At 66.6% G+C, this 14,873-nt stretch carries 11 protein-coding genes; 6 read left to right on the forward strand and 5 right to left on the reverse strand.

Annotation, left to right across the window (positions count from 1 at the left end; translation table 11 throughout):
• Window positions 1-72: 72 nt before the first annotated feature.
• Together GM909_RS16630 and GM909_RS16635 are read left to right on the forward strand one after the other, a co-directional pair.
• Window positions 73-339 (forward strand): BrnT family toxin, encoded by a 267-nt coding sequence (locus GM909_RS16630; protein ID WP_157017838.1) that lies wholly within the window; start codon window positions 73-75, stop codon window positions 337-339.
• Window positions 305-592: a helix-turn-helix domain-containing protein gene (locus GM909_RS16635; RefSeq protein WP_157017840.1), complete on the forward strand. Its 288-nt coding sequence runs from the start codon at window positions 305-307 to the stop codon at window positions 590-592. The genes GM909_RS16630 and GM909_RS16635 overlap by 35 nt, the downstream gene beginning before the upstream one ends.
• A 7-nt stretch (window positions 593-599) precedes the next feature.
• Here GM909_RS16635 and nirB read toward each other — a convergent pair whose 3' ends face one another.
• The 4 genes from nirB to GM909_RS16655 form a co-directional block, all read right to left on the reverse strand.
• Window positions 600-3,044 (reverse strand): nitrite reductase large subunit NirB, encoded by a 2,445-nt coding sequence (nirB, locus tag GM909_RS16640; protein ID WP_157017842.1) that lies wholly within the window; start codon window positions 3,042-3,044, stop codon window positions 600-602.
• A gap of 29 nt (window positions 3,045-3,073) precedes the next feature.
• Window positions 3,074-4,354: an MFS transporter gene (locus GM909_RS16645; protein ID WP_157017844.1), complete on the reverse strand. Its 1,281-nt coding sequence runs from the start codon at window positions 4,352-4,354 to the stop codon at window positions 3,074-3,076.
• 550 nt (window positions 4,355-4,904) lie between these two features.
• Window positions 4,905-6,137, reverse strand: coding sequence for a CmpA/NrtA family ABC transporter substrate-binding protein (locus GM909_RS16650; RefSeq protein WP_157017846.1), 1,233 nt, complete (start codon window positions 6,135-6,137; stop codon window positions 4,905-4,907).
• On the reverse strand, window positions 6,134-6,742 hold the full coding sequence (locus GM909_RS16655) for an ANTAR domain-containing response regulator (protein WP_157017848.1): 609 nt from the start codon (window positions 6,740-6,742) through the stop codon (window positions 6,134-6,136). The genes GM909_RS16650 and GM909_RS16655 overlap by 4 nt, the downstream gene beginning before the upstream one ends.
• Window positions 6,743-6,912: 170 nt before the next feature.
• Between GM909_RS16655 and GM909_RS16660 the strand changes: the two genes are divergently transcribed.
• The 4 genes from GM909_RS16660 to GM909_RS16675 all read left to right on the forward strand — a co-directional run bounded on the left by GM909_RS16660 (window position 6,913) and on the right by GM909_RS16675 (window position 14,348).
• On the forward strand, window positions 6,913-8,673 hold the full coding sequence (locus GM909_RS16660; RefSeq protein WP_157017850.1) for an adenylate/guanylate cyclase domain-containing protein: 1,761 nt from the start codon (window positions 6,913-6,915) through the stop codon (window positions 8,671-8,673).
• A gap of 128 nt (window positions 8,674-8,801) precedes the next feature.
• Entirely contained in the window at window positions 8,802-9,590 is a 789-nt protein-coding gene (locus GM909_RS16665; protein ID WP_157017852.1) for an ImuA family protein, read from the forward strand.
• The gene (locus GM909_RS16670) at window positions 9,481-11,091 is read left to right on the forward strand and encodes a Y-family DNA polymerase (protein ID WP_157017854.1); all 1,611 of its coding nucleotides are present in this window, start codon (window positions 9,481-9,483) and stop codon (window positions 11,089-11,091) included. Before GM909_RS16665 ends, GM909_RS16670 begins: the two co-directional genes overlap by 110 nt.
• Complete coding sequence (locus tag GM909_RS16675) at window positions 11,088-14,348, forward strand: error-prone DNA polymerase (protein ID WP_157017856.1); 3,261 nt, start codon at window positions 11,088-11,090, stop codon at window positions 14,346-14,348. The genes GM909_RS16670 and GM909_RS16675 overlap by 4 nt, the downstream gene beginning before the upstream one ends.
• 40 nt (window positions 14,349-14,388) lie before the next feature.
• Here the strand turns inward: GM909_RS16675 and GM909_RS16680 are convergent, their stop codons facing one another.
• Window positions 14,389-14,859, reverse strand: a complete 471-nt coding sequence (locus GM909_RS16680; RefSeq protein WP_157017858.1) for a YbaK/EbsC family protein — start codon at window positions 14,857-14,859, stop codon at window positions 14,389-14,391.
• Window positions 14,860-14,873 lie beyond the last annotated feature (14 nt).

The following is a 14,873-nucleotide window of genomic DNA, read 5'->3' on the forward strand; positions in this document are numbered from 1 at the left end:
CCCTTCAGCCCGGGTTCCGGTTGCGGCCATTGATAGCTTGATTCCTCTACGGAATTCCCGTACACACAAAGAGTGAGCTCGCGACCTTTCGATCCCCATAAGGATGCCATCAACCGCACGAAGCATGGGCTCTCCCTGGCATTCGGGGACCGGATTTTCGCTGACCCGGCACATCTGATCCTTCCCTCCATCCGCCCTGAGGAGCGATTCAAGGTGATCGGGATGGTGGAAGAGAAGCTCTTTACGGCGGTTTTCGTCTGGCGCGGCGGTGAGCCCCGCTTCATTTCTGTAAGGAGAAGCAACAATGGCGAGGAAAGATCGTATCGCTCTTTCCGCTGATCCGAACGATCCGGAGGATTTCGACGTCACGCAGGAAGGTCTGGAGCGCGGCTTGAAGTGCCGGATCATCCGCATGGCGCGAACCGAGCTGGGCCTGAGCCAGGAGGAGTTCGCGCATCGGTTTCGCGTACCGGTGGGAACGCTGCGCGACTGGGAGCAGGCGCGCTCGACCCCGCCCGACTTTGCGGTGGCGTATGCGCGCGTCATTGCTGCCATGCCCGACAAGGTAGCCGAGATCGTGAACGCTGCGTGAGGCGGCATTACTCAGCAGCCTCCAGGGAAAGCGTCGCCATCGGCTTGAATTCGTGCTTGTCCTTGCCGGAGACGCGCTCCGACCAGGGGTCGACCTGGGCGAATTTCTGGGAGAAGACGAAGCGCTCGAAATAGGCCTTGCGCTTTTCGGCGTCGTCCATGATCTGGCGGCGGACCTCGTCGTAGCCGATGCGCTTGGCCCATTTGTAGATACGCTCCAGATAGCGGCCCTGTTCGCGATACATCTGGACGAGCGCCACGATGTGCTCGAGTGCCTCGTCCTCCGACCTGACGAGGCCGAGGACCTCGGTGCCCTTGATGTCGAGGCCGGCCGCGCCGGCGAAATGGATCTCGAAGCCCGAATCCACGCAGATGACGCCGACATCCTTGCAGGTCGCCTCGGCGCAGTTTCTGGGGCAGCCGGAAACCGCCATCTTGACCTTGGCCGGGGTCCACGATCCCCACATGAATTTCTCGATGCGGATGCCGAGACCGGTGGAATCCTGCGTGCCGAAACGGCACCAGTCGGAGCCGACGCAGGTCTTCACCGTTCTGAGCCCCTTGGCGTAGGCCTGGCCTGACACAAACCCCGCCTTGCCCAGATCGGCCCATACGGCGGGCAGATCCTCCTTCTCGATGCCCAGCATGTCGATGCGCTGGCCGCCGGTGACCTTCACGGTCGGGATGTTGAACTTGTCGACGACATCGGCGATGGCGCGCAACTCTGCGGCAGAGGTCACCCCGCCCCACATGCGCGGCACGACCGAATAGGTCCCGTCCTTCTGGATGTTGGCGTGCACGCGCTCATTGATGAAGCGCGACTGGTAGTCGTCGGCATATTCGTCCGGCCAGTCGGCCACGAGATAATAGTTGAGCGCCGGGCGGCATTTTGCGCAGCCGCACGAGGTCTTCCATTCCAGCTCCTGCATGACGGCGGGGATGGTCTTCAGCTTCCTGGCCTTGATCAGCCGGCGCACATCGTCGTGACCGAGATCGGTGCAGCCGCACATGGGCGTGACGGCGGCCGGGTTGTAGGCGTCACCGAGCGTCAGCGACAGGAGCTGCTCGACCAGCCCCGTGCAGGTGCCGCAGGAGGCGGACGCCTTGGTGTGGGCGCGCACGCCGTCGAGCGTGGTCAGGCCGTTTTCATTGATCGTGCCGACGATCTTGCTCTTGCACACGCCGTTGCAGCCGCAGATTTCCGCATCATCCGGCAAGGCTGCAACGGCCGCCATAGGGTCCAGTTGCCCCCCTCCTTGGTAGGCCTGGCCGAAGATCAGCGTATCGCGCATTTCGGAAACGTCGGTGCCCTTCTTGAGCATGTCGAAGAACCAGCCGCCATCGGCGGTCTCGCCATAGAGAACGGCGCCCATGATGCGGTTCTCCTTCAGCACGAGGCGCTTGTAGACGCCGGCGCTGGCATCGCGCAGCACGATCTCCTCGCGGTCCTCGGCCTCGGCGAAATCGCCGGCGGAGTAAAGATTGACGCCCGTCACCTTGAGCTGGGTGGCCGTCTCGACCGGGCGGAACGCCGCGTCCTGCTTGAGGAGCGTCTTCGCCGCCACCTTGGCCATGTCGTAGAGCGGCGCGACGAGGCCGTAGCAGATGTTTTCATGCTCGACGCATTCGCCGACGGCCAGGATATCGGGATCGGAAGAAACCATCTGGTCGTTGACGACGATGCCGCGCTCCACATGGAGGCCGGCATCGGTGGCGATGCGCGTTTCGGGGCGGATGCCGACCGCCATGACGACGATGTCGGCGGGATAGACCGTGCCGTCCTCGAGAAGTACGGCCTCGGCCCGTTCCTCGCCCAGAACAGCCTTGGTCTGCGCCTCGGTGTGGATCGTGATGCCGCGGCCCTCGAGCTCCTTTTTAAGCAGGTAGCCGGCGGCAGGATCGAGCTGGCGTTCCATCAGGTGGCCCATCAGGTGGAGCACCACGACCTCCATGCCCCGCCCCCTGAGCGCGGCCGCCGCTTCCAGCCCCAGCAGGCCGCCGCCTATGACGACGGCCTTGGCATTCGGCTTGCCCGCCGTCTCGACCATGGCATTGACATCGTCGAGATCGCGGAAGGCCATCACGCCGGGCAGGTCCTTGCCCGCGATGGGGATGATGAAGGGTGCCGAGCCGGTGGCGACTACCAGCTTGTCATAGGCCAGTTCCCCACGAGCGGAGGAAACGACCTTGCGCTTGCGATCGACCCTGGTGACCGTCTCGCCGAACCGGCATGTGACATTGTTCGCCGCATACCAGTCGGCGTCGTGCGTGACGATCTCGTCAAAGGTCTTCTCGCCGGCCAGCACGGGCGAAAGCATGATGCGGTTGTAATTGCCGCGCGGCTCGGCGCCGAACAGGGTCACGTCGAAGGCATCGGGTGCGGCCTCGAACAGATGTTCGAGCATGCGCCCGGAGGCCATTCCCGCGCCTATGACGACAAGTTTCTCGGTCATGATGTTCTTTCCGATTTCCGGGTACGCTTTCAGGCCGGCTGCAACTCGACGCTGCGCCGTTCCAGCTTGCGGATGGCGAGGTGCATCCAGGTGATGGAGGCGGCAACGATGACGAACAGCGCCATGAAGCAGCTCGTCCATAGGCCGGTGACGTCGTTCAAGTAACCGAAGAGCAGCGGCAGGATGAAACCGCCGAGGCCGCCGATCATGCCGACCATGCCGCCCACCGCACCGACATTGTCCGGGTAGTAGACGGGGATGTGCTTGTAGACCGCCGCCTTGCCGAGGCTCATGAAGAAGCCGAGCACGAAGATGACGACGACGAAGGCCCAGGGGCCGACTGCAAAGTGGAAGGTCTTGGGGCCGTCGATCCCCTGCACCACATAGTCGGCGGCCGGGATCGACAGGATCAGCGTGCAGACGGCCGAGACGGCAAAGGTCCAGTACATCACCGTGCGCGCGCCGGCCTTGTCCGACAGCGCGCCGCCATAGGCCCGGAAGATCGAGGCGGGGATGGAGTAGATCGCGCCGATCATTCCGGCGGTCTTGATGTCGAAGCCGTAGACGCCGATGAGGTAGCGCGGCAGCCACAGGGCAAGCGCGACGAAGGCGCCGAAGACGAAGAAGTAGTAGAGCGAGAAGCGCCAGACCTGGAGGTTCCTCAGCGGCTCGAATTCCGAGGCGAGGCTGCGGCGTTGCCTCTGGCCGGCGCGCTGCGCGCGGGTCACCGGGTCGTCACCAGTGGTGAACCAGAAGACCACCGCCATGATGGCAAGGATGCCGGCCCAGAGCTGCGCGACCGCCTCCCAGCCCAGGGCAACGAGCACGAAGGGGGCGAGAAACTTCGTCACCGCCGCGCCGACATTGCCGACGCCAAAAATGCCGAGCGCCGTGCCCTGCTTTTCGGCAGGAAAAAGGCGCGAGACATAGGCGACGCCCACTGCAAACGAACCGCCGGCCACGCCCACGCCGAGCGCTGCGAGGAGCATCATTTCATAGGTATGGGCATAGGAGAGCAGGAAGGCGCAGACGGCGGCCGCGAGCATGGTGGCGGTGTAGACCAGACGGCCGCCATAGCGGTCCGTCCAGATGCCGAGCATCATGCGCACGAGCGATCCCGTCAGGATCGGCGTGCCGACGAGCAGGCCGAACTGGGTCTCGCTCAAACCCAGCTCATCCTTGATGCGCACGCCGATGATGGAAAAGATGGTCCACACGGCGAAGCAGACCGTGAAGGCGATGGTGGACATGGTGAGCGCGCGCGCCGGCGTGGTTTCCGGCGTCGGGGCGGCTGACTGTGATGCTGTCATCGGCTGTTCCAATCCAACTGCTTGAGCCTCGCGGCGAGGCGTGGTTCGTCGATAGAGAGGCCCAAAAGAAAAGGCTGCCCGACCTGTCCAACACGCGCCCCCGCCATGCGGATGCGTGCAGACCTGTCCGGCAGCCTTGCCTGGAGCGCCCTTCGCTGGACGCTTCTATTGGTGGTATCCCCTCTGGACCCGCATATTGCTATGCATCATCCGTGCCAGTTTTGAGTGGAGCAAAAATATCTTTGTTTTACAGCATGTTGCTTGAATCGTGCGAATCTGCGATTTCGCAGCCGCAGCACAATTCTGATCAATTGGGCATCGCCATGCGCGCACAATATGCACGGTTTTCGACTGCCTAAATTTTGACCTGCACATAATGAATTCAACACGCGGGCATCATTCCACCTGAACGCCAGCAAGGTCGGAATCTCGTGATCGCTTGCCTGTTGCGAAGCTCAGGCATGGATCCTCGGGTCAAGCCTGAGAGATCGTGGCGTGGCACAGCGCCTCCAGAATGCCCCGCGTGCTCAGCCTCTATTTGTATCCTGCCCTATTCGGGATCCGGGCGCTGGCCGACAATATAGATGTCGAGCTCGTCGGGATCGAAGATGGTGCCGTCGAAAAAGCCGTCCGGGCCGAGTTCCAGGCTGGCGCCTGCCGACCCGACAGCGGTGGGCCTGGCAAGAGCGCCCTCCACCTTGGCATTGGCGCCGGGCAGCGCCGCGCCGAGCGGTTTGAGCGCCGCTCTGTAGATGTCGGGCCGATAGGTGTCGCGCACCACGGCCTCGTTGTCGCGCGTCGCGCACACCTGACCCCAGCGTACCATCTGCGTGTAATACCACAGGGCATGGCTCTTCCAGGGAAAGGTCGCGGCCTTGGCATGCGGTATGAAGAAGTCCTCGACGAGGCGTTCTTCGCCGCCGCCGATCCGAATGCGCCCGCTGAGCGCCGGCAGCATCCATTCGCGCGGCCTTGCCAGATAGGCCGGCGCGGCGAGCATGTCGGCGAGATCGTCGCGATTGGACGCGTCGGCGCACCACAGGGCCGAGCGAAAAAGGGCGCGCAGCAGCGCGGAAAGCGTGTCGGGGTTGGCCTCGGCCCAGGCGGCCGAAACGCCGAGCACCTTTTCCGGGCTCGATTTCCAGATCGCCGCCTTGACGGTGACGATCCGCCCGGTGCCGGCCAGCACGGAGGCCATGTTCCACGGCTCGCCGACGCAATAGCCGTCGATGCGGCCGGCCGCCAGCGCGTCGGGCATGAGCGGCGGCGGAACGATGACGATCTCGACGTCGCAGTCCGGCATGATGCCGCAGGCGGCAAGCCAGTATCGCAGCTCGTAATTGTGCCCCGAATGCGGATGGACCACGGCAAAGCGCAGCGGATCGCCACCCTCGGCGGCGCGCCGCGATATGACGGCGTCGAGCGCTCGCCCCGTCATCGTCGGATCGAGATCGGGCCGGGCGCCGAATTCCGCCATTTCGTCCCACAGATCAATGGCGACGGTGACGGCGTTGCCGCCCAGCCCGAGCGCCATCGGCACGAGCGTGTCGGAGGTGACCGGCGTCAATCCGAGATTGCACGCGATCGGCATCGGCGCCAGCATGTGGGCGACGTCGAAATGGCCGACCGCCAGCCGGTCGCGGATATTGGCCCAGGAGGTCTCGCGCACCAGGGTCAGGTCGATCCCTTCCCTGGCCGCGAAGCCGACCTCCCGGGCGGCGACCAGAAGCGCGCTGTCGAGCAGCGGAATGAAGCCGGCGGTGACGTGGTGTTGGGCGCTCATTCGTCGTTCTCCCCCGGCGGCGACAGGAGGCCCGCGGCGGTGACCAGGCTCTGCGCGATCTCGGCGATCTTGCGGTTCTGGTTCATCGCCGTCTTGCGCAAAAGCGCATAGGCAGCGTCCTCAGACAGCCCCTTCGATTGCATCAGGATTCCCTTGGCGCGCTCGATCAGCTTGCGGTTTTCCAGTTCGCCGCGCACCTCGTCGAGTTCTCGCGCCAGGCGCGAGAAGGCATTGAAGCGGCTGATCGCCATATCGAGGATCGGCTTGACCCGCTCGCGCTTCAGCCCGTCGACCACATAGGCCGACACGCCGGCATCGACCGCCGCCTCGATCGACGCCTGGTCGGAGCGGTCGACGAACATGGCGATCGGCCGCTTCACCGCGCGCGAAAGCTGGAACATGTTTTCCAGCATGTCGCGGTTGGGGTTTTCCAGGTCGATGACGATGACGTCGGGATTGATCTCGGCGATCCGCCGCGCAATGCCCGACACGTCGTGCACCAGGGTCACATCGTCATGGCCGGCCTCGCGCAGCCCCTCTTCGATGATCGAGGCGCGAATGCGGTTTTCGTCGATGACCAGAATGGCGAGGGAGGTCGTAGCCATGCCGACATATTGCCCGGCTCTGCCGATTGTGCAATGCGGCAATAACATCCCGACGACGGGATCGTGCCGATCTGCCGCCCTTCGGCGGACCTGCCGTCCTGGCCAGCATGGACTTGGCCGTCGTGCACCGGTAGAATCCACGGCACCCTTTTTACAGGCCCGCACGACGCATGACATCTCAACGCATCCAACGCCGGCTCGCCGCCATCCTGGCGGCGGATGTCGTCGGCTACAGCCGCCTCATGGCGCAGGACGAGGCAAGCACCCACGCGGCGATGATGGGACGCTGGCGCGACGTGCTCGAGCCGGTCTTCGGGCGCCATGAAGGTCGCGTCTTCAAGCGCACCGGCGACGGCGCCTTCGTCGAGTTCGCCAGCGCCGTCAACGCCGTCGAATGCGCCATCGCGTTGCAGGACGCCATGCGCCAGGCCAATGGAGACACGCCGCCGGAGCGTGCCATCACGCTGCGCATCGGGGTCAATCTCGGCGACGTGATGGTCGATCAGGACGATCTCTACGGCGACGGCGTCAATGTCGCCGCCCGTATCGAAGGACTGGCCGAGCCCGGCGGGATCGCGATCTCGGACGCCGTGCATGAATATGTGACAGGCCGCATCGCGGTCGGCTTCCGCGACGGCGGGCGCCACACAGTGAAGAATATCGACCGGCCGGTCCATATCTGGACCTGGTCGCCGAACGGCCAGGCGGAAGGCGATGACGCTACCAGCAGCAATGCGGCGGCGGTGTCGGAAAAGCCCTCGATCGCCGTCCTGCCCTTCGACAACATGTCCCGCGATCCCGAGCAGGGCTATTTCGCCGACGGCATCACCGAAGACATCATCACCGACCTCTCGAAGGTCTCGGGCCTGTTCGTCATCGCGCGCAACTCCTCCTTCGCATACAAGGGCACGACACCCGACATCCGCAAGGTGAGCCGCGACCTCGGCGTGCGCTACGTGCTCGAAGGCAGCGTGCGCCGGGCCGCCAACCGGGTGCGCATCAATGCCCAGATGATCGACGGCACGACCGGGGGCCATGTCTGGGCGGAACGCTACGACCGCGACCTGGAGGACATCTTCGCCGTCCAGGACGAGGTGACGCGGACCATCGTCGACACGCTCAAGGTCAAGCTGACGGCGGGCGAAAAAGAGCGCCGCGCGAGCCGCGGCAAGGTGGATCCGGAGGCCTACGACCTGCTGGTGCGCTCGCGGCAGACGCTCCTGCAGCTCAATCCGGCCGCGGCCAGGGACGCGCGCGCCATGCTCGAGCGCGCAATCGAGATCGACCCGGCGCTGGCCCCCGCCTATGCCCGCCTCGCCATCATCGCCTTCGCCGATTATGTCAACCAGTGGAACGATGCCACCGAGGACAATCTCGATCAGGCGCTGGAACTGGCAGAAAAGGCGATCGAGACGAGCCCGGCGGAGCCGGAGGGCCACAGCGCCCTTTCGCTCGCCCTTTCCTGGCGGCGCCGGTGGGACAAGGCCGAGCAGGCGGCCGAGCGGGCGGTCGTGCTCGATCCGAATTCCGCCGACGCGCATACCGGCCTCGGCAACATGCTCGAATTCCAGGGGCGCTTCGAGGAGGCCATCCCGCATTACCAGAAGGCGCAGCTGCTCGACCCGCAATTCGATCTGGCGCTGCATTTCCTCGGCCGGGCGCTCCTGTCGCTCGGACATTACAAGGAGGCGGAAGCCGCCTTCAAACGCAGGCTGACGCTGTCGCCGCATTCCGACATGTCGCGCTTCTACCTCGCCTGCCTCTGCGGGCTGACCGGACGCACCGAGGAAGCGAAGCGCTATTGGCAGGAGACGCTTCAGGTCAATCCGGATTTCTCGGTGAAGCGGATGAAGGCCATTTTGCCCTACCGCGATCCCGACCAGTTCGACCGGGTGGCCGACGGACTGCGCAAGGCCGGCATCGCCGTTTGAAGGCCGACGGCTCGCGGGAGCGAGCCGGCCGAAACTTCCATCATCGTCATCCTGGCCCATCCTGCCTGTTGACTCCCGACGCGGTTTGAGTCCGTAATAGAACAAAACACGAACACATGACTTGAACCATGCACGAAATATTGTCTCGCCTGCGTGCGAGCCTTGCCGCCCTCGAAAAGGCCGCTCCACACGCGGGCAACGGCCTGTTCGGGCTCGGCCTGCCGGCGGTGGACGCTCATCTCGGCGGCGGGCTTGCCCGCGGCGGCCTGCACGAAATCCTGGCCCCGGCAACCGCCGATGCCGGCTCCGCCGCCGGCTTTGCCGCCGCCCTTGCCCTGCGCGCCACGGAGCCCGGCCGCAGCATCGTCTGGGTGCGGCAGGGCTATGGCGAGGCGGAGGCCGGCTCGCTCCATGCCCCAGGACTGGCCGGGCTCGGGCTCGACCCGGATACGCTCATCCTGGTGCGGGTGCGCGACGCCGTGAGCGCCCTGCGCGCCGGGGCGGAGGCCGTGCGCTGCTCCGCCCTCGGCGCCGTCGTCATCGAGCCATGGGGCGAAGCAAAGGCGCTCGATTTCACCGCCTCGCGCCGGCTGGCGCTCGCCGCCGGGCGCTCGGGCGTCACCTGCCTTCTCCTGCGCATGGCGACGGCCGCATCATCGGCCAGTGCGGCGGCGACACGCTGGCAGGTGGTGGCCGGCGCCTCCCCGCCGCTTGCTGCCGGCGCCCCCGGCCATCCGACCTTCGATGTCACATTGTTGCGCCAGCGCGCCGGCACCGCCGGACAAAGCTGGCGCCTGGAGTGGAACCATGACCGCCGCACCTTCCGCGACGCCGCGCCGCTATCTCGCCCTGTGGTTCCCGTTCCTGCCGGCCGACCAGCTGGCGCGGATGTCGTCGCGCTCGCACGCACGGGATGAGGCGGCACCAGACCGCGGAAATTCAGCGCGGGATGCAGACGGAGAACCGGCTCCTGCCCTGGTCTTCGTCGAGAAGGTTAGAAACGCCCTGCGCCTTGCCGCCGTCGGCCGCGCCGCGCGCCGGCTGGGGCTTGTCCCCGGCCTGACGCTGGCCGATGCACGCGCGCGTATCCCCGGCCTTGTGGTCGCGGAGATGGACCGGGCGGCCGACGCGGCACTCGTGGAGCAGATCGCCGATTTCTGCGACCGCTACACGCCGCTCGTCGCCCTTGACCCGCCGGACGGGCTCATCCTCGACATCACCGGCTGCGCACATCTCTTCAAGGGCGAGGCGAATTTGCGCGACGATCTCGTCGGCCGCTGCGCCAGGGCCGGCGTCGAGGCCCGCACGGCAATCGCCGGCACGCCGCAGACTGCCCGCGCGCTGGCCCGTTTCGGCGCCACGGCGATCATCCCGCCCGGCGGCGAAGCGAAAGCCGTGCGCCCCCTGCCCACCGCCGCCCTCGGCATCGACCCCGATACCGCCATCGCGCTCGGCCGGGCGGGGCTCAAGACCATCGGCGATCTCGAACCGCGGCCCTGGCGGCCGCTGGCCGCCCGCTTCGGCGAGGACCTCGTGGCCGCACTCAGGCGCACGCTGGGCCGCGAAGATATCCGCATCACGCCGCGCCGGCCGCTTCCCGCCTGCTCGGCCGAGCGCGGTTTTGCCGAACCGCTCCTGGACGCCGAGGCCGCGCTCGGCGTTCTGGCAAGCCTTGGCGGGCAGGTCATGCAGGCGCTGGAGCGGCGCGGCGAAGGCGGGCGCAGCTTCGAGGCCTGCTTTTTCCGCACCGACGGCAAGCTGTTCCGCCTGGCGGTCGAGACCGGCCGGCCGATGCGCGACGCCAAAGCCCTCATGCGGCTCTTTACTGAACGGCTCGACGCGCTCGCCGATCCGCTCGATCCCGGCTTCGGCTTCGACCTGATCCGGCTTTCGGTGATGGCTGGCGAGCCCTTCGCCACGGCCCAGGCCGGGCTCGACGGGCGCGCGGTCGAGGAGGAGGAAGTGGCCGCGCTCGTCGACCGGTTGGGGGCGCGTTTCGGGGTACAGGCCGTACAGCGCTTCGAGCCCGCCGACACGCATATCCCCGAACGCGCCGTGCGCACGGTCGCGGCCGCCGCCCGGACCGGGGCCAACCCCGCCTGGCCGGCGCCCGAAGCGGACATGCCGCCGGCCCGGCCCATCCATCTCTTCGACCCGCCGCAGCCGATCGAGACGCTGGCCGAGGTGCCCGAGGGCCCGCCGATCCGCTTTCGCTGGCGCCGCGTGTTGCGCGAGGTCGCGCGCGCCGAAGGGCCCGAGCGCATCGCGCCGGAATGGTGGCGCGGCAGCGGCGAACTGACGCGCGATTATTACCGCGTGGAGGACGTTTCGGGACACCGTTTCTGGGTCTATCGCGAAGGGCTTTACGAGCGCGAGGCCGAGACCCCGCGCTGGTTCCTGCACGGGATTTTCGCATGAGCCGCTACGCCGAAATCGCCGCCGCCAGCAATTTCTCCTTCCTGCGCGGCGCCTCGCATGCCAGCGACCTCGTCGCATGCGCGATCGCGCTCGGCCATGCCGGCATCGGGATTGCCGACCGCAACACGGTGGCCGGCGTGGTGCGCGCCCATATCGCCGTGGAGGAGGCGCGCGCCGCCTTCCGCCAGGAGCACGGGGGCGAACTGCCCTTCAAGCTCGCCGTCGGCGCGCGCCTCGTCTTTTGCGACGGCACGCCCGATATCCTCGCCTATCCGCAAAACCGCGAGGGCTGGGGGCGGCTTTGCCGGCTTCTGACCATCGGCAAGCGGCAGGCGAAGAAGGGCGAATGCACGCTTTGCCTCAACGACCTCCTGGCCCGCAGCGGCGATATTCTCCTGGTCGTGATGCCCGAGCGACGGCTGGAAGGGCTCGATACATTGCTGCCACGGCTCAACGAGGCGGCACCCGGCGCGGTGTGGCTGGGCGCGGCCATGCTCTACCAGGGCGGCGACCGGCGCCGGCTGGCGGCGCTGACGGCGGTGGCCCATGCCGCGCGCGTGCCGCTTCTGGCCCTCAACGACGTGCTCTACCACGCGCCCGAGCAGCGCGACCTGCAGGACATCGTCACCTGCATCCGCGAGGGCGTGACCCTCGAGAGCGCCGGCCGGCGGCTGGAGGCGAACGCCGAGCGTCACCTCAAATCGCCCGACGAGATGGCGCGGCTTTTCCGCGACGCGCCGGAAGCGATCGCCGAGACGACCGATTTCCTCGCGCGCATCGACTTCTCGCTCGATGAGCTCAGATATGAATATCCCGACGAGCCGGTGCCGCCGGGCAAGACGCCGCAGGGCTGGCTGGAGGAGCTGACCTGGCGACGCGCGGCGCTGCGCTATCCGAACGGCATTCCCGAGAAAGTCGTCCGGCTGCTGAAAGACGAGCTCACACTGATCGGCCAGCTCGACTATGCGCGCTATTTCCTGACCATCCGCGACATCGTGCGCTATGCCGAGGACAAGGGCATTCTCTGCCAGGGCCGCGGCTCGGCGGCCAATTCAGCCGTGTGCTACGTGCTCGGCATCACCGCCGTCGACCCGTCCGAGAACGAGCTTCTGTTTGCCCGTTTCATCTCCACCGAGCGCCGCGAGCCCCCCGACATCGACGTCGATTTCGAGCATGAGCGGCGCGAGGAGGTCATCCAGCACATCTACGAGCGCTACGGGCGCGAACGCGCCGGCATCGCCGCCACCGTCATCACCTACCGCCCGCGCAGCGCCATTCGCGAGGTCGGCAAGGCGCTGGGGCTGACGGAGGACGTGACGGCCAGGCTCGCCGGCACGGTATGGGGAAGCTGGGGCGACGCCATCACCAACGAACAAGTGCGCCAGTCGGGGCTGGAGCCGGACAATCCATTGTTGCGCCGGGCCGTATCGCTCGCCACGCGGCTGCTCGGTTTCCCGCGTCACCTGTCGCAGCATGTCGGCGGCTTCGTGCTTTCGCGCGGCCGGCTCGACGAGATGGTGCCGATCGGCAATGCGGCGATGGAAGACCGCACCTTCATCGAATGGGACAAGGACGACATCGACGCGCTGAGGCTGATGAAGGTCGACGTGCTCGCCCTCGGCATGCTGACCTGCATCCGCAAGAGCTTCGAGCTTCTGGCTGCGCATCGCGGCCTCCATCTCGATCTGGCAAGCGTGATGAAGGAAGACGAAGCCGTCTACGCGATGCTGCAGAAGGGCGATTCCATCGGCGTCTTCCAGGTCGAAAGCCGGGCCCAGATCTCCATGCTGCCGCGGCTCAAACCAAAGGAGTTCTACGATCTCGTCATCGAGGTGGCGATCGTGCGGCCCGGCCCGATCCAGGGCGACATGGTGCACCCCTATCTGCGCCGCAGGAATAAGCAGGAGAAAGAAGACTACCCCGCGCCGGCGCCGGAGCACGGGCCGCCGGACGAACTCAAGCAGGTGCTCGGGCGCACGCTCGGCGTCCCGCTGTTCCAGGAACAGGCCATGCAGATCGCCATGGTGGCGGCACGGTTCACCGCCGAGCAGGCCAATGCGCTGCGCCGGGCCATGGCGACCTTCCGCCATACCGGCACCATCCACACATTCGAGGAAAAGATGGTCGAGGGCATGGTGCGGCGCGGCTATGAGCGCGACTTCGCCGAGCGCTGCTTCGCCCAGATCAAGGGGTTCGGCGAATACGGCTTCCCCGAAAGCCACGCCGCCTCCTTCGCCAAGCTCGTCTATATCTCGGCCTGGATCAAATGCCACCATCCGGCGGTGTTCGCCTGCGCGCTGCTCAACTCGCAACCGATGGGTTTTTACGCACCGGCCCAGATCGTGCGCGATGCGCGCGAGCATGACGTGGAGGCGTGCGCTGCCGACGTCAATGCCAGCCATTGGGACAACACGCTGGAAGAAACAGACGGCGATGCGCTGGCTTTAAGATTGGGCCTGCGCCAGGTCGACGGTTTCAAGAAAGACTGGGCCGAAGCGCTCACCGCATCACGCGGGGCCGGATTTGACAGTATGGAGACGCTGTGGCGGCGCGCCCGCCTGCCGCACCGGGCTCTCAAGATCCTGGCCGACGCCGACGCCTTCCGCTCGCTCGGGCTCGACCGGCGGGCCGCCCTTTGGGCCGTGCGCCGCCTGCCCGACGATGCGCCGCTGCCGCTGTTCGCCGCAGCACAAGCGCGCGAACTTGGCCGCGAGCCCGAGGCCGCGCTGCCCGAAATGCCGCTGGCCGAGCATGTGGTGGCCGACTACCAGACGACGCGGCTGTCCTTGAAGGCGCATCCGATGGCCTTCCTGCGCGACATGTTTCGCCGCGAAGGCGTGATGAGCTCGGCCGAGATCGCCGCCGCGCCCGACGGAAAGCGCGTGGCGGTGGCCGGTGTCGTCCTGGTGCGCCAGCGCCCGGGCAAGGGCAACGCCATCTTCATGACGGTAGAGGACGAGACCGGCATCACCAATTCGCTGATCTGGGCGCGCCGCTTCAAGCATTTCCGCCGCGAGGTGATGGGCGCCAAGCTCGCTCTCATCGAGGGCCGCGTGCAGAAGAGCCCGGAGGGCGTGGTTCACCTGATCGCCGAGCGGGTCAGCGACCGCACGCGCGAGCTCGACCGGCTGTCGGACGACCACGCGGCCCGGCTCGCCCTGTCACGCGCCGACGAGGTCACCCATCCCGCCCATCCGCAGGGATCGCATCATCCGCGCAATGTCCGCATCATCCCGCGCTCGCGCGACTTTCATTGAGCGGGGATGTATCGACCGTCCCGGCCACCCCCGCCGCACCTCACGCAGCGATGTCGACGAGCTTTGCCCCGGCCGCGGCGAGCAACGCCCGCGGCTCGGCCGAAAAGACGGCATCATGCGCGCCGGCGGCGGCCCAGACGATGTCGAAACCGGCCAGCGTCTCGTCGGCAAAGGCGCCGATCGGCTCGAGATGGCCGAGCGGCGCAACGCCGCCGATGGCAAAGCCGGTCACCTCGCGGATATGGCGCGGATCGGCCCGCTCCAATTCTTCGCCGGTAAGAGCCGCGGCCTTCTTGGCATCGAGCTGATTGGCGCCCGAGACGAGGAAGAGATACAGGTTCTTGCTCTCTTTACCCTGAAAGATCAGCGACTTGACGATCTGCGCCACCGTCACGCCGCACTGCTGCGCGGCTTCGGCAGCGGTTCGCGTCGATTCCCCCATGCGCTTGATCTCGATTTCCAGGCCCGCCTCCCCGGCGGCGCGTCGGACGCGTTCGATGCTCTTGCTCACGTCGGGTATCCTCC

It is taken from the genome of Mesorhizobium xinjiangense (genome assembly GCF_009749525.1).
GTDB lineage: Bacteria > Pseudomonadota > Alphaproteobacteria > Rhizobiales > Rhizobiaceae > Mangrovimarina > Mangrovimarina xinjiangensis.

Bases quoted from the DNA above. Each gene is read 5' to 3' on its own strand.
- GM909_RS16645 (WP_157017844.1), bottom strand. From the start codon at position 4,354: ATGACAGCATCACAGTCAGCCGCCCCGACGCCGGAAACCACGCCGGCG.
- GM909_RS16670 (WP_157017854.1), top strand. From the start codon at position 9,481: ATGACCGCCGCACCTTCCGCGACGCCGCGCCGCTATCTCGCCCTGTGG.
- GM909_RS16650 (WP_157017846.1), bottom strand. From the start codon at position 6,137: ATGAGCGCCCAACACCACGTCACCGCCGGCTTCATTCCGCTGCTCGAC.
- nirB (WP_157017842.1), bottom strand. From the start codon at position 3,044: ATGACCGAGAAACTTGTCGTCATAGGCGCGGGAATGGCCTCCGGGCGC.
- GM909_RS16655 (WP_157017848.1), bottom strand. From the start codon at position 6,742: ATGGCTACGACCTCCCTCGCCATTCTGGTCATCGACGAAAACCGCATT.
- GM909_RS16665 (WP_157017852.1), top strand. From the start codon at position 8,802: ATGCACGAAATATTGTCTCGCCTGCGTGCGAGCCTTGCCGCCCTCGAA.
- GM909_RS16635 (WP_157017840.1), top strand. From the start codon at position 305: ATGGCGAGGAAAGATCGTATCGCTCTTTCCGCTGATCCGAACGATCCG.
- GM909_RS16660 (WP_157017850.1), top strand. From the start codon at position 6,913: ATGACATCTCAACGCATCCAACGCCGGCTCGCCGCCATCCTGGCGGCG.
- GM909_RS16675 (WP_157017856.1), top strand. From the start codon at position 11,088: ATGAGCCGCTACGCCGAAATCGCCGCCGCCAGCAATTTCTCCTTCCTG.